At 41.1% G+C, this 14,882-nt stretch carries 16 protein-coding genes and 1 pseudogene; 12 read left to right on the top strand and 5 right to left on the bottom strand.

The annotated features are described in order from the left end of the window. Window positions 1-61: 61 nt before the first annotated feature. Entirely contained in the window at window positions 62-937 is an 876-nt protein-coding gene (locus H6G83_RS09150; protein WP_190470274.1) for a hypothetical protein, read from the bottom strand. A gap of 78 nt (window positions 938-1,015) precedes the next feature. Here H6G83_RS09150 and H6G83_RS09145 point away from each other — a divergent pair, with 78 nt between their 5' ends. The 3 genes from H6G83_RS09145 (at window position 1,016) to H6G83_RS09135 (ending at window position 4,106) form a co-directional block, all read left to right on the top strand. Then, on the top strand, window positions 1,016-1,636 hold the full coding sequence (locus tag H6G83_RS09145) for a Uma2 family endonuclease (RefSeq protein WP_190470271.1): 621 nt from the start codon (window positions 1,016-1,018) through the stop codon (window positions 1,634-1,636). Window positions 1,637-1,884: 248 nt separating this feature from the next. Next, entirely contained in the window at window positions 1,885-2,781 is an 897-nt protein-coding gene (locus H6G83_RS09140) for a metallophosphoesterase family protein (protein ID WP_190470269.1), read from the top strand. Window positions 2,782-2,927: 146 nt separating this feature from the next. Then, on the top strand, window positions 2,928-4,106 hold the full coding sequence (locus H6G83_RS09135; protein ID WP_190470265.1) for a phosphoserine transaminase: 1,179 nt from the start codon (window positions 2,928-2,930) through the stop codon (window positions 4,104-4,106). 16 nt (window positions 4,107-4,122) lie between these two features. Here the strand turns inward: H6G83_RS09135 and H6G83_RS09130 are convergent, their stop codons facing one another. Beyond that, entirely contained in the window at window positions 4,123-4,302 is a 180-nt protein-coding gene (locus H6G83_RS09130) for a hypothetical protein (protein ID WP_190470262.1), read from the bottom strand. A 243-nt stretch (window positions 4,303-4,545) separates the two neighbouring features. On the opposite strand from H6G83_RS09130, the gene H6G83_RS09125 reads away from it, so the two are divergent. From H6G83_RS09125 to H6G83_RS35850, 4 genes are all read left to right on the top strand, one after another. Beyond that, window positions 4,546-4,863 carry a hypothetical protein gene (locus H6G83_RS09125; protein ID WP_190470259.1) on the top strand — a complete coding sequence of 106 codons (318 nt, stop codon included), beginning with the start codon at window positions 4,546-4,548 and terminating at the stop codon, window positions 4,861-4,863. Then, on the top strand, window positions 4,860-5,228 hold the full coding sequence (locus H6G83_RS09120) for an aspartyl protease (protein ID WP_190470256.1): 369 nt from the start codon (window positions 4,860-4,862) through the stop codon (window positions 5,226-5,228). Before H6G83_RS09125 ends, H6G83_RS09120 begins: the two co-directional genes overlap by 4 nt. Before the next feature lie 296 nt (window positions 5,229-5,524). Then, window positions 5,525-5,755, top strand: a complete 231-nt coding sequence (locus tag H6G83_RS09115; protein ID WP_190470253.1) for a type II toxin-antitoxin system Phd/YefM family antitoxin — start codon at window positions 5,525-5,527, stop codon at window positions 5,753-5,755. Continuing rightward, entirely contained in the window at window positions 5,752-5,880 is a 129-nt protein-coding gene (locus tag H6G83_RS35850) for a type II toxin-antitoxin system VapC family toxin (protein WP_277876298.1), read from the top strand. The genes H6G83_RS09115 and H6G83_RS35850 overlap by 4 nt, the downstream gene beginning before the upstream one ends. Window positions 5,881-6,000: 120 nt before the next feature. Here H6G83_RS35850 and H6G83_RS09110 read toward each other — a convergent pair. After that, window positions 6,001-6,096 (bottom strand): annotated as a pseudogene (locus tag H6G83_RS09110) (nitrogenase component 1); the annotation flags it as partial. A 980-nt stretch (window positions 6,097-7,076) separates the two neighbouring features. On the opposite strand from H6G83_RS09110, the gene H6G83_RS09105 reads away from it, so the two are divergent. From H6G83_RS09105 to H6G83_RS09085, 5 genes are all read left to right on the top strand, one after another. Continuing rightward, window positions 7,077-7,661 (top strand): GAF domain-containing protein, encoded by a 585-nt coding sequence (locus tag H6G83_RS09105; protein ID WP_190470250.1) that lies wholly within the window; start codon window positions 7,077-7,079, stop codon window positions 7,659-7,661. 565 nt (window positions 7,662-8,226) lie between these two features. Then, window positions 8,227-10,044: a tetratricopeptide repeat protein gene (locus tag H6G83_RS09100; protein ID WP_190470246.1), complete on the top strand. Its 1,818-nt coding sequence runs from the start codon at window positions 8,227-8,229 to the stop codon at window positions 10,042-10,044. 108 nt (window positions 10,045-10,152) lie between these two features. Beyond that, the gene (rpiA, locus tag H6G83_RS09095; protein WP_190470243.1) at window positions 10,153-10,863 is read left to right on the top strand and encodes a ribose-5-phosphate isomerase RpiA; all 711 of its coding nucleotides are present in this window, start codon (window positions 10,153-10,155) and stop codon (window positions 10,861-10,863) included. Between the two features lie 166 nt (window positions 10,864-11,029). After that, on the top strand, window positions 11,030-11,569 hold the full coding sequence (locus tag H6G83_RS09090; protein WP_313935620.1) for an RNA-guided endonuclease InsQ/TnpB family protein: 540 nt from the start codon (window positions 11,030-11,032) through the stop codon (window positions 11,567-11,569). A gap of 267 nt (window positions 11,570-11,836) precedes the next feature. Then, complete coding sequence (locus H6G83_RS09085) at window positions 11,837-12,376, top strand: DUF4126 domain-containing protein (protein ID WP_190470239.1); 540 nt, start codon at window positions 11,837-11,839, stop codon at window positions 12,374-12,376. A gap of 256 nt (window positions 12,377-12,632) precedes the next feature. Here H6G83_RS09085 and H6G83_RS09080 read toward each other — a convergent pair whose 3' ends face one another. Together H6G83_RS09080 and hemH are read right to left on the bottom strand one after the other, a co-directional pair. Then, window positions 12,633-13,247 (bottom strand): DUF2808 domain-containing protein, encoded by a 615-nt coding sequence (locus tag H6G83_RS09080; RefSeq protein WP_190470236.1) that lies wholly within the window; start codon window positions 13,245-13,247, stop codon window positions 12,633-12,635. Window positions 13,248-13,658: 411 nt separating this feature from the next. After that, window positions 13,659-14,825: a ferrochelatase gene (gene hemH, locus H6G83_RS09075; protein WP_190470233.1), complete on the bottom strand. Its 1,167-nt coding sequence runs from the start codon at window positions 14,823-14,825 to the stop codon at window positions 13,659-13,661. Between the last annotated feature and the right edge of the window lie 57 nt (window positions 14,826-14,882).

The raw sequence follows: 14,882 nt of genomic DNA, 5'->3' as shown, positions 1-14,882 counted from the left end.
TACAATTTAAGGTTTACTTGATAAATAATCTCTAAATCATTAACCAATTACCAATTACCAATTACCAATTACCAATTACCCGTCGTTGAAGTATAATCATCTCATTACCAATAACGGGGTTACGGGCTATCAACTTATCTTGAGAATCAACAATTTCTAGATGGGAAAAATCTAATTCTTGAGAACGTTGTAGTATTTGGGATGCTATTTGATTTTGCTCTGATTCTTTGAGGCTGTACCAGTCATCGTTGATTTTTACAGTGAGACTACTGGTGCGGAAATTGGCTTGAATTGATTTTACGATGTTGGAGGCGATCGCATCACCTGCTGCTGGGCGTACCTCACTGGTAATTTCCGCCAGTTGTTTCTCAATGGATGCAATCAAGATTTGTTCTGGGGTTAATTGTATAACTGGCGTTGGCGTTGGTGTGGGAGTTGGTTCCGGTTCTGGTGGTGAAGTTTCCGCTTCCGGTTCTGGTGTTGGGGTTTGCGCTTCTGGTTCCGGGGTAATTTCCTCTGCTGGTGGCGGTTCTGGTGGAATTACCTCTGGTGGAGTGCTAATTGTGGGTGTTGGTGTGGGAACTGTGGCGACTTCGGTAGGTTTGCTGGTGAAGATATTGGTAGTTGTCCAAACTAAAACTACAGCGATCCCAGCAATAATCCCAGTCAAAGCTGTATCTGATAACTTAGTTGACAGGTTGGACGGGATAAATGCACGGGTTTTGAGTAAAAACCTACTCCATCTCGATTCTAGCTGCTGTAAAAAGCTGGGACTTGCTTCCGCACCCGGAGGCGGTGCTGTTTCCAGTTTCTCTACAGTTGTTTCTAAAACCCCTATCGTTCCTCGCAGCACAGTGATAATTGCGGCTTTCCAAACAGGCTGGACTGTCCTTTGGGGGCGTTGATTAGGTTGTTCGGGACGATTATCTTGTGACATGGGACTACAGGGGATGCACCAAAACCATGACCTCAATGACTAGATTAGTATAATAGCAGCAATTGTGGAAACAATATTATGTTTCAACCTTTAGTAGAACCGATAACATTTGCAGAGTTCCTAGAGTGGAAACCAGAAAATGGTCGATATGAATTACACAAAGGGATTATAGTAGAAATGCAGCCAACGGGGGAACATGAGTTAGTTAGGGGATTTTTGATTAGAGAACTCTATTTTGAAATTCGTAGATTAAGGCTTGCATACTCAATTCCTAGCCAAGCATTAGTTAAAGCGGTAGATAAGAAATCAGGTTATATTCCTGATGTTTTGGTACTGAATCTTCCTAACTTAGTTAATGAGCCGCTTTGGAAAAAATCATCTACGGTTTCTCAAGCAGAATCAATTCCTTTAATCGTGGAGGTTGTTAGTACAAACTGGCGTGATGATTATTTCTTGAAGTTTGGAGAATATGAAGAAATTGGTATTACCGAATATTGGATTGTTGATTATGCTGGTCTTGGTGGCAAGCGGTTCATCGGTAGTTCTAAACAACCAACAATATCTGTTTATGTTTTAGTTGAGGGCGAATATCAGCTAACTCAGTTTCGGGGAAATGACCGCATTCAATCATCTATTTTTCCAGAATTAAAGTTGACGGCTGAAGAAATTTTTCAGGCGACTTTAGGGGAAAACTCTTGATAATACAATAATGTAAAGTTTAAATTAGATTAACAAAAATGAAAATGTTACATGATTTAACCACAGAGGCACGGAGACACAGAGGTAAGAGAGAGAATATACACTATATATGAGTCTGGTTTTGGAAATATACGTAGGGCGCTGCACTGCCTTATCATGGCTTTGGTGGGCAGTGCAGCGCCCTACAAATACTAGATTATTTAAACAGTTCTAATAGCAATTGTAGAAGTTGATAAATTGGGGAATTTATGAGTTTAAAACGCCGTCAGTTTTTATTTTTAAGTAGCTTGAGCGCATTTGGTGCTGGGTTATTCTCTTGGAAATTTGCTCATCAAAAATTCGGCAGTGCTGATGTTGCTGTAGCTACACCACCTAAAAAGGATTTACTGTTGCGTTTTGTGTCGGTGGCGGATACAGGAACAGGGGCAAAAGGACAGTATGCTGTGGCTAAGGCAATGACGTTTTATCACAAGCAAAATCCTTATGATTTAGTGGTTTTAGCTGGTGATAATATTTATAATAACGGCGAAATTGAAAAAATTAATGCAGTGTTTGAGCGTCCTTATCAAGATTTGCTCAAACAAGGAGTGAAATTTCAAGCTTGTTTAGGTAATCACGATATTCGCACTGATAACGGTGATCCGCAAGTCCGCTATCCGGGTTTTAATATGAATGGGAAAAGGTATTATACATTTCGCCGTAAAGATATACAATTTTTCGCTTTAGATACTAATAATAATGCAGACTGGAAAAACCAATTATTTTGGTTAGAAAAAGAATTAAGTAGTAGTAATGCTCGTTGGAAGATAGTATTTGGACATCATCCGATTTATTCATCGGGTGTGTATGGAAGTAATGAAGCTTTTATAAAAACTTTTACGCCCATGTTTAAGAAATATGGAGTCCAACTTTATATCAATGGACATGAACACAGTTACGAACGCACTCGCGCCATTGATGGGACAACTTATTTAATTTGCGGTGCTGGCGCGGGTAATCGTCCTGTAGGGCGATCGCAATGGACAGAGTATTCCACCAGTGACTTAAGTTTCGCCACCTATGAAGTTTACCCAGATAGGATAGAAGTGAGTGCGATCGCCACAAATAATCGGGTTTTTGACAAGGGAGTGATTAGGAGGGGTTAGGGACAGTTGACAGTTGACAGTTGACAGTTGACAATTGACAGTGGAAATAACCTGATAACTGATAACTGATAACTGATAACTGATAACTGTCCACTGACTAATGTAGTATTTACATTACTACTTAAATAAAGCTTCCTCCTACAACAATGTCAGAGCATCTTACGCTTCCAACAACTAAGCCTCATATTCCGCATTTTTCTTCTGGCCCCTGTGCAAAACGTCCTGGTTGGTCTGTGTCTAGTCTGCAAAACGCCTGTGTGGGTCGTTCCCATAGGTCTGAAGATGGTAAGGCTAAATTAGCAGACGTAATTGAACGTTCTAAAAAAATTCTCGGTTTACCTGCTGATTATCGTTTGGGTATTGTACCAGCTTCCGATACTGGGGCGGTAGAAATGGCCTTATGGTCACTACTAGGACAAAGACCTTTAGATATCTTGGCTTGGGAAAGTTTCGGTCAAGAATGGGTTAAAGATGTTGTAGATGAGTTGAAGTTACCCGATGTCCGCCTGTTGAAAGCACCCTATGGCGGTTTACCGAATTTAGATGAAGTTGATTTTAACCATGATGTCGTGTTTTTATGGAATGGCACTACATCGGGTGTGAGAGTCCCCAATGGTGACTGGATTAAAGACGATCGCCAAGGTTTAACTATCTGCGATGCTACATCTGCGGTGTTTGCAATGGATATTCCTTGGGAAAAAATCGATGTGCTGACTTATTCTTGGCAAAAAGTATTAGGTGGAGAAGCCCAGCATGGTATAATTGTCCTATCTCCTCGTGCGGTGGCAAGACTGGAAACCTATCAACCAGCTTGGCCTATACCGAAAATTTTCCGCTTATCCCAGAAAGGCAAACTGATTGAAGGTATATTTAAGGGAGACACCATCAATACACCATCGATGTTGTGTGTAGAAGATGCCTTAGATGCTTTGATTTGGGCTGAAAGTATTGGTGGTTTGTCTGGGTTGATTAGTCGGAGTGAGGGTAATTTAGCTGCGATCGCCAAATGGGTGGAACAAAGCAACTGGGCAGATTTCCTCGCAGAAAAGCCAGAAACTCGTTCTTGTACTTCGATTTGCTTAAAAATTGTCGATGCAGCTTTTGCTAGCTTGAGTGCAGAAGACCAAGCCAAGTTTGCCAAGAAATTAGCTAAACTACTGGAAAAACAGCAAGTAGCTTATGATATCGCACCTTATCGTGCAGCACCCCCAGGACTGCGAATTTGGGGCGGCGCTACAGTAGAAACTGCGGATATTGAAGCCTTGCTTCCTTGGTTGGATTGGGCTTATGCAACGGTCAAATCTGAGTTTGCGCCTGTAGCTTGAGGTAATTCCTAATTCGTTAAGCACCAAATACATCCTGTAGAGACGTTGCGTGCAACGTCTCTACAACTTTGCAAAGACTGATACCACAGCCCACCATATCATGGTTTTGGCGATGCACTGCCAGTCCCCAGTCCCCAGTCCCCAGTCCCCCGTTTCCTAGCCTGCTGATGTAAAAATTATTAATATGAAGCTGCATAGAATAATATGTCGAGAATAATTGAACGCAGATGGACGCAGATAAACGCGGATAAATCAATGGATTTTATATTATGTGCAACCTCATATAAAATTGGTATAAGAGAGTAAATATTCAAAAAAAAGCGATGCCTGTGGCAGTAGAAGCCTAAGCTCTTGGAAAATTATGAGGGCGTAGGCTTTGCCCGCCCCAGACATCGCTTTATAATAGAATATGAAAAATACATCTCCATCATGTAAAAATATGACACACTCTTCACCCGAAAGAATAGTGAGACGTGGAAGAGTATTCCCCGAAATTCAGTGGACAGAAGCACAAAAAGCCCAAGACAGAGCCAGAAGACAAGCATTTTATGAGCGTTGTTGGGCGATTTTTGAGCGTTTAAAACCAGAACTTCTAGATAAATATTATGGCTGGTATATTGCCATTGAACCAGATAGCGGTGATTACTTTATTGATCAGGATAAAGAAGTAGCCAGTAAAATGGCTAGAGAAAAATACCCTCAAGTCATTCATCATATTTTTGGCATTAATCAAACAGGTGTTAGTGGCAGAATATGATTGAGGGTAGATTTGGAGAATATGGACAAATTTATTTTGAAATAGATTTAATCGGCGGGGATGGCTTGAGTTTTCCTGTAGAAACAATGTTAGATACAGGATTCACTGAGTTTTTAGCTATGAACAAACAAGATGTAGAGAGTCTTGATTGGCAGTTTTTAAATCAAGATAAATTGAGAACTGCTCAAGGAGAAACTGAATTTGATGTTTATAGCGGTAGAGTTATCATAGATAATCAAGAATGGGAAATTCCTGTATTTGCTGGGGATGAAATACAGGAAATTTTATTAGGTTCTCGATGGTTGAAATCATTTATTTTAGTTGCTGATTATAGTCAAAATAGAGTGACATTAGATTATACATAAAATATGTGGCATTGCTGAATAAAAAGATGAATTAATTTATTTAGTACAATTTAGCGAATCGCTTCCACGGTTACAGTCTTAAATGCGATCAGCTACGCTGGGCGGTTACGCCATCGCACTTTTGGTCAGTGCTGGCAAGGAAACCCAGCTTACTGCAATAAGCGATCATACTTTGCATCCAACCCAAACAACTTTACTCAATGCTCTACACCCAAATTTTCATAACACAGAAGAAAGTAACGGAATCGGAAGGTTAAAGCATAGAATAAGGATATAATTTTCAAAGGTGGTGTATCATGCAAATACCCATTGCAGACGCATCAGAAGAGTTAGTTCGTTTGGTGGAAGCTGCTTTGCAGGGTGAAGAAGTTGTCATCCTCAAAGATAATCAACCTGTAGTAAAGCTGACTGTAGTAGAACAAGTAAAAAAGCGTCGTCCTGCTAAGGCTGGTAGTGCTAAAGGGCAAGTCTGGATATCTGAGGACTTTGAAGAACCGCTTGAGGATTTCAAGGAATATATGGAATGAGATTTTTGCTCGATACTCATACATTTATCTGGTTTGTCACTGATAGTCCACAACTTAGTAGTACCGCAAAGGTACTGATTGAAGATGAGTACAATGAGAAATACCTAAGCTTTGCTAGTTGGTAAGAATTTTGATACCTAACTCATTTTTACCTCAGTGCCATTTTACTAGCTTTCATTAAAGCAAGAGGGTTTTTGCGGTCAAGTGTAGCTAACCTTTTTGTATCTTGCATCACCAAGCAAGTTAATTTTTTCTGATGCAGCTTTGCAAGTTGCTTCGATGTCATCACCAATCAAAGCCGGAATGCAGGTATTGTAGACGAACACGGCCGTCGGGTTAAATCCTGTGCTGCTCACAAAATACTCTCATAAAACGGACTAGTAAATTACATCTGGGTCGCCAAAGATCGCAGTAATTAAAGACAATCAGCCACGTTAATCTGTTAACAACGGCAAACAAAGTGTTATTCGACGACAAAAACAAAAAAGGCTTGACCAAGCCAAGCCTTTATGTATACCAAGCATTTACTACACCAATTCTAATTTAAACCTTCTATGGCTTAAGTTCATCTACCTTTAGGCTGTAGGCAAATTTCCTGAAAACTGATATGTATCACCTGACTACATACAAAAAGGTTTGGTTTTTGACCAAATCTTGATAATTGCTGTGCTTAACAACTTATTTCAATCTAATATAGGACTTACGCAAGTGTCATAATCAAACTAACTGTAGGGTGCGTCAGCCCCAATAATTTTGTACAAATTCAAGGATTTTCCTCATCTGACGCAACCTACTATTGTGCCTTTTGTATTTAACTGATAACTGTTCACTGATAACTGTTCACTGTTAAAAAAGAAAACCCTGGCTTACACTCCAGGGTAAACACACGTTTTTCAGGCATTAACAGATAAAAATATAACTTTTTACTCTTTTCCTTACTCCCATCTAAAGAAAGATTTGATATGAATCAACCTGTGTTTGGGAAGTGATCATAGTTATAAAAAATTGCATAATTATTGCTGGAGTAATGAATGCGATTTTTTCTAAAAAAATTTATAAAATGGGCTTGTACGTGACCCAAGCCCATACATACCAAGAGTTTACCATACATTCCTAATTTAACTTTGCTATTACTTTAGTTCATCTATCTATAGATGGTGTACCTACCTGCAATTGAGTATAAAAATATAATATTTCCTATTGTTTGTTCGCGCCCGAATTCAATAATCAAATCTGACTACTGTGTGCGCCTGTGTCGTGGGATTGATGTGCTTCATTCCTGGTTATTGAGAAGATATGTAAGAACTTAACTTGCATTCCTATGACAGATATAGCTTTACCTGGGACTATCCAAAGTGTTCTCAATAAATATAGCGAACCTGATGCTTTATTTTCTGCTTTGTTGCCAATGCTTGGGCAAATTTTGAAGTGCGATCGCTGTTTTTTATACCTGCGACATCCAGACACAAAATTAAGTAGAATTACTCACTGCTGGCGACGTAATCCCGATATACCAGATATTGGTAGTCCTGAGTGGGAATTAGAACCGCCATCACTACCACAAGAAGACCCTATGTTTGCTGCTGCGTTGCGGACAGATCCTTCCATTTACGTTGAAGATGTGGAAACCGCAGATCCTACCGTGCTTAACAAGGAGTTTGAACGCAAAAGTTTTGGTCATCGGGCGCTGATTCACGCTCACCTATGCCATAATGGTCAACTCTGGGGAGTTTTACAGCCTTGTGTGTTTGGTAGAAGTCGTATTTGGTCAGACTCAGACCGTACAATTGTCACTCAACTAGAAACTAAACTAGTACCTTTAGTTGTGGAATATGTGAATGAGTCAATAGTCAATAGTCAACAGTCAATAGTCAATAGTCAACAGTCAATAGTCAACAGTCAATAGTCAATAGTTAATACTTCACAGCCTCTGATTTTTGTTAGAGTAATCACCAATGACCAATGACTAATGACCAGTAAGTATATAAGTAAGTAACTACCAATTAGCAAGGTACTTGCTACTTAACATCGGTTAGCTTTGATTTTGATTTTACCACCAGAGCTAGCAACTTTTCCCAAGCTCTAGCTGTTTCTATGTCCTGTTAGTGAGAGTAGAGAATTTTTGCTTTTGTATAGGCAAGTTGATATATTCATGCTGTCTATTAATAGATTGAATGCCTTATTTGCTGTACATTTTGCCGTTTCCATCGCCCAAATCCAGCCCCATAGCTGGGGAAAAAGTTGTATATTTCAGATATATTTGGATGATACCTGGATGGCATATATCTTCATAGAATGCAATGGAATGAGATAAACTTTACTCTAACAAAAGCATTATGACTAAATCAATTGTTTAATTAAGACAAATACCTTACTCTATTACTAATGATGTTTAAACTACTCCAACTAGTAGCTGGGCAATTCTTGCCTACATCATAGTTTTCAGGGAGTATATTAACAAGAAAAAATAGATGAATGCTGACTATTTTTTTAACCAAGGATTACCCGATAACTTATCGAGGGAATATCAAAGAACGGTGACTGGTGGTACTAAGCCCAGCAATCCCAGGGCTGATGCAGAAAATTACTGTAAACGAGGTGTCACTTTTAGCCGTGACCTGAAGGATTATCAAGGGGCGATCGCTTTTTTTAATCTGGCAATAGAAATTAAACCCAATTATGCCGAAGCCTATTATCATCGGGCAAATGCTCGTTATTGTCTAGCAGACTTTACAGGAGCGATCGCAGATTATGACCGCGCCTTACAAATAAATCCTACATTCGCAGAATATTATTATTGTCGAGGTAATTCTTACTTGGCTCAAGGTAACTATGACCGAGCCATTACAGACTATATCAGCACTATCGAGTTTGACCCTCTGTTAGCTAGTAATATAAATGAAGATATTGCACAAGCCTATTATTACCGGGGTGTGCAGAACAGCGATCGCGGCAATTATCAAGAAGCAATCACAGATTTACAGCAAGCTTTACAATGGCATCCTTATTTCGCCGCAGCTTACAGCATTCGCGGCAATATTTACTATAACTTGGGAGAATATCGGCAAGCGATCGCCGACCACGAACGAGCAATACAACTAGACCCCAACCTAGCACAAGCCTACCAAAATAGAGGTAATGCACATTATGCCTTGGGAGCCTATCAACAAGCTATTGCCGATTACAACCGCACAATAGAAATTGACCCCCAGCAAATGGGAGCCTATTATAATCGCGGCGTAATTAGTTTCTGTCTCAACGATTATCACCAAGCCTTCGCCGACTTCAACCAAGTCTTAAAATTTAACCCCAATGATGCCCAAGCATACTATCAACGGGGGCTAATTTACGAGGCTTGGCAAGATGATCACCAAGCCTTAGCAGACTATAACCAAGCATTACAACTCAACCCTGACCTAGCGGTAGTGTACGGTGTCCGCGCCAATATCTACCGCCAACTAGGAGACTACCCCAGCGCCTTAGCTGATAGTCATCGCTTAGTGGAACTAGAACCCAACTTCGCCGCCGGATATTGCGATCGCGCTACATCCCGGCGGTGCTTGGGTGATTATCGGGGCGCAATTACCGATTACAATCAAGCCTTACATCTGAATCCTCATCTTTCTCAAGCTTATTACGGTCGAGCCATTGCCCACGAAGCCCTACAAGACTTGATGGGAGCCATAGCAGATTATACTCAAGCCATCCGTATATCACCTGATTATGCCCCAGCTTACTGTAATCGAGGCAATGCCCGCCGCCAATTAGGAGATGTCAAGGGAGCTGTAACAGACTACAATCAAGCATTGAGAATCAATCCCCAACTGAGCGAAGCCTACTATAATCGAGGCTCACTGTATTACGACCAACAAAACTATAGAAGTGCGATCGCCGATTATACCCAAGCCTTGCAACTGCAACCTGATTCTGCCAGATATTACAGCGATCGCGCCCACGCCCACTATGCCTTACAAGACTATCAAGAGGCAGTAGCAGATTACACCCAAGCAATTGCTATCAATCCCAGTTATGCCGAAGACTGGTACAACAGAGGACGTAGCTATTTACTCTTAGGATACTTGGAAGAAGCCCTAGCAGACCTCAACCAAGCCCTGAAGTATCAACCGCATTGGGCTTCAGCCTACCTCCTCCGAGGCGATATACTCCGTAATCGTGGAGAGTATCAAAGTGCGATCGCCGACTTTCAAAAATCTGCTGACCTATATTCTCAAGAGGGCAATATCCAAAGCTATCAGCAAATTCTGGAAATCATCGCCGGACTTCAGTAAGCTGTTGACGGTTGACAGTTAACAGTTAACCGTCAACGTTACCCTGAATATAGTATAGTCTGCTGTGATAGTGCCATCTGTTTAGTCGATATTTCAGGAGTTTTGGGAATGACCGTTTCAGCAGACCCCGTGACGTTGATGAAGCAAGAAGTCGGTAAAGCCGCCGCCGCCTTGGTAAAATCCGGCTCAATAGTCGGGTTAGGTACAGGGTCAACTACAGCATACACGATTCAGTATTTAGGCGATCGCCTCAAGTCTGGTGAGCTGACAGATATCGTCGGTATTCCTACCTCATTTCAGTCAGAAGTGCTAGCCAAGCAATACGGCGTTCCTCTCACCACCCTTGACGCTGTTGACCACATTGATATTGCCATTGATGGAGCTGATGAAGTTGACCCCCAGAAAAATTTAATTAAAGGTGGTGGCGCAGCGCATACCCGCGAAAAAGTAGTTGATTACTTAGCCAATCAATTCGTTGTCGTCGTAGACAGTGGTAAATTAGTAGACCGCTTGGGTTCTGTGTTTGCAGTACCAGTAGAAGTCATTCCAATGGCTATAACCCCAGTTACCAACGCAATAAAGCAGCTAGGCGGTAAACCAGAACTGCGTATGGGTGTGAAAAAAGCCGGCCCAGTCATCACCGACCAAGGTAACTTTGTCCTAGATGTCCGATTTGATTCAATTGACGACCCAGTTAACCTAGAAAAAACCTTAAATAACATTCCTGGGGTTTTAGAAAATGGTATCTTCGTCAACTGTGCAGACATCGTATTAGTAGGCGAAGTCAAAGACGGTCAACCACTAGTAAGACAGCTTTAAGGTGAATAGAAAATTCTAGTCTAGAAATTCCTCTGTTACCTATTAACTCTGTGCCTCCGTGGTTTAATAAATTATTTTTACCACAGAGTCACAGAGACACAGAGAGCAAAATCTCTTAATAAGCGAATTTTCAATTCGTATTACCCAACAGACCGCTTAATAGAACATAACTAACTGTCGTGAAGATTTTCTGCACAAGCTATCTCGTAGAATAGTTAACGAAAACCAAGTTATAGTGCTTGAAAATCTCAATATTAAAGGCATGATGCAGAATCACAAACTTGCCAAGTCTATACATCAAGTTGGTTGGGGCATGTTCTGCACCATGTTGAAATACAAGGCAGAAATGGAAGGAAAGATTTATCTTGAAGTCGATAGATTTTTCCCCAGTTCAAAGACCTGTCATGTTTGCCTTAATCAAGCTGGTAGTTTACCTCTTGATATAAGATTTTGGACTTGTGAAAATTGCCAAACTAGGCATGATAGGGATGTGAACGCAGCTATTAACCTCAGAGATGAGGGACTACGGATTTTGACACGCCAGTTGCCTCAAGTCGGGAAACCCGCCCACGGCACTGGCTCCTCTGGAACGGGGGATAAAGCCTGTCGCCCAGATGTAAGTCGCAGCAATAGAGGACGCAAGAAATCTACTACTACGCTTTCTGTTGGACAGGAAGCCTACACGCTCACCGTCAGGTCAGTGTAGGTAGTTCACTATTAACAGATGTATTGTGAAGAATAAGTATAAATTAAACTAAGCAATAATGAAGTTTGACAAAAAACACAACTTGTGTATACAAAACGGTATTTCTACGTAATAGTTCACTTAGTTACACGTTTTTGTAACACATTTAAGTACAAGTATGTAATTTATTCAGCTTTGATAAGTAATTTCAGCTTCCTGCGGAATTATGAAAAATAATGGGTAATCTCAATAGTAAATACATATTTACTTGTTATTTGAGTCACCCTAATGATAGAAATCCTAGCGACACTTTCTGCTTCTGCGGCCGCAGGAATGAGAATAGGCGTACCTTTATTGATTATGGGACTATGGCAGGGGAGTAACTTTTGGTCAAACGTTCCAGTTTTATCTAATATTTCTTCACCTGTTCTGTTCGGCTGTTTGATTAGTTGGTCATTAGTAGAACTGTTTGCTTCCAAAAAACTATGGGGGCAAAGAATTTTACAAATAATTCAGTTATTATTATCTCCCCTTGTAGGGGCAATCATGGGTTTAGCCGTAGCTTCAGCTACAGCCACCCCACATTGGCTAATTATTTTAATTGGCAGTTTACTAGCTTTAGTTCTTCAATTAGTGCAGATCGGCTGGTTTTATCGCTTGCGTGGTTTGCCACTTTGGGCTGTTTTTCTGCAAGATACCTTGTGTATAGCTTTAGTGCTTTTTGCCTTTGATGCACCTTGGCAAGGAGGCGTAATTGCTTTAATTCTGTTGTGGTTTGCAGTACGTAGTGCTAAAGAATGGTATCAATGGTATCACAAGAAGCTGTAGATTGGGGATTGGGGACTGAGGATTGACTTGATAGCAGTTGCCACATAGGCTAGGACATATGACTAAGACTTACGCATAAAAACGAAAAATCAAGGGTTTGGGCAAGGGTGTAGGGGTATAGGGGTGTAAATCTTTAAAACCCTTACACCCTTACACCCTTACCCCCCCACACCCTGTCTCAACAGATAACCTTGGTGCGTAAGTCCTGATGACGTTTCAGGTTATCCTGTCCCCTGTCCCCTTTTAATCAAAGTAATTAATACACTTGAAACTGAGCTAAACCGTAAGGAATTTCTCGATTGAAGCCAGTATAGCCGCCAGCTAATTCATAACCAAAGGTACTCTTGGAAGGATAAGGATAACCAAAGGCCAAATCTGTCAGGGCGATTTCTAGGGTGCTTCCAGGGGCTACTGGTTGAGCAAAGTTAATTCTCACTTTCTCACCTTCTCTGGTAACATTGGCTTGAATGTTTTGACCAGATTGATCTGTAACTGTAATATTGTCGCCTATACCAATATAGTCTGGTGGCATGATTGTTACATAGGATAAAGGCTGACTACCTGTGTACAAGCTGATGTAATTAGCATCACGTAATGCACTTGTACCCTTAATTTTAGGCGCACCCATGCTAGCGTCGGCTGAGGGTGTTGTTTGTTGAATCTGAGTTTCTGGTTGAACTCCCGGTGTTTGAGTTCCTGGTGCTGGAGTATCTGGCGTTTGCAGTCCTGGTGTTTGGCGTTCTCCTGGTGTTTGGAGTTCTGGTGATTGAGTTCCTGGTGTTTGTGGAGAATCCTGTGTTTGGGCTACAACTGGTAGACTAGTTGCAGCGATCGCTAAACTCATTGTTGATAACCAAATTAATCTCTTCATTTCAATCTCCTCGTAGATACATTCAATCAGGATTAATACCAATTAGCCATGAAAAAACTTAGATGTAGGTATAGTTTCCAGGGCTACATCTGTTGCTTAATTCTGGAGAATTGGTATAACGCAGTTGATCAGCCAAATTAATTCCACTTTAGGAAATCTCAGCGCTCAATACGTCCTGCTAATGGGATATTTCCTTTGTTATTGTCAAGCTTTTATTCCTACCTTTTGAAGGAATCTCTCCTATTCATTAGAAATAAAAAATCGGGCATTGAATATTCATCAATGCCCGATTTTTAATTGCAATCAATATTGGATATCAAGACCAGAGGCAATTACTTACGACATATCTGGTTTAGCTGGTAATTGTTTTTTACTATTACCAATTACCCATTACCAATTACCCATTACCAATTACTGCAAAAGTCCTACCATGTGTAGTAGACCATGACCTGTAATCAACTCGATAATTAAAGCAATAAAACCTAACATGGCAATACGACCATTCCAAACTTCTGCACTAGTGGTCATACCCCATTCCCAACTTTCCGGCGGATACATTTTCACCCTTTTCTTCATTTGGGCGGCTTGGGAAAGCTTAAAGCTGGGTTGGTTGAGTGCATCAATTACCAAGTCCGCCAAAGCTTTAATAAATACTGGATGGGTATTGGGTGCGGGTACACGTCGGAAATTATGAATCCCCGCTTCCTCAGCTATTTCTCGATACTCAATGTCAATTTCCTGTAATGTCTCGATATGTTCGGAGACGAAACTGATAGGTACAACGACTAAATCCTTTATGCCTTGTGCGCCTAGTTCCTTGAGTGCATCTTCAGTATAAGGTTGCAGCCATTCAACCGGGCCGACGCGACTCTGGTAAGCTAAGGTATGGGCGTTTGGACGATTAAGAGTTTGCATAATTAATGCAGTACATTCCTCAATCTCTTGTTGATAGGGGTCGCCAGCTTCCTCAACGTAGCTTTTGGGTACACCGTGGGCGCTGAAGAACACATGAACCTCGTCAGGGTTAGGAAACTGGTCTAATTCTTGGCGAATGAGTTCCGCCATCGACTGTAAATAATTTGGCTGTTTGTACCAGGAGGGAATTACGGTATATTCAAGACGTTGTAGATTGGGGTCTTCTTGCCACAGTCTTTCTAGTAAACGGAAACTAGAACCACTGGTGCTGATGGAGAATTGGGGATATAAGGGCAGAATTACTAAATTGTCGATGTTGTCTTGAGCTATGAGAGCGATCGCTTCTTCTGTGTAAGGATGCCAATAACGCATCCCGATATAAATATTTGCCTCTTGTCCCAATTCGTGCAACTGTTCTTTTAAAGCTTCCCCTTGGGCTTCCGTAATGCGTCGCAGTGGCGAACCACCGCCAATTTGCTTGTAGTTTTCTTGCGAAGTCTGAGTGCGCCGTGATGCAATAAACCAAGCCAGAGGTTTTTGCAACCATCGAAATGGCAGGCGTATAATTTCTGGATCAGAAAATAGATTAAATAAAAACGGGCCTACGTCCTCCAGCTTATCGGGGCCACCGAGATTGAGTAATAATACGCCTACACGACCCATAGCAGTAATTGTCCCCCAACCTTTTCAGATTTTTTACTAATGTTAACAATATATCTT

The organism is Anabaena azotica FACHB-119, assembly GCF_014697625.1.
In the GTDB taxonomy this organism is placed as follows: domain Bacteria; phylum Cyanobacteriota; class Cyanobacteriia; order Cyanobacteriales; family Nostocaceae; genus Trichormus; species Trichormus azoticus_A.
The sequence above is the reverse complement of the archived record's forward strand: the minus strand, read 5'-3'. Positions and strand labels throughout refer to the sequence as shown.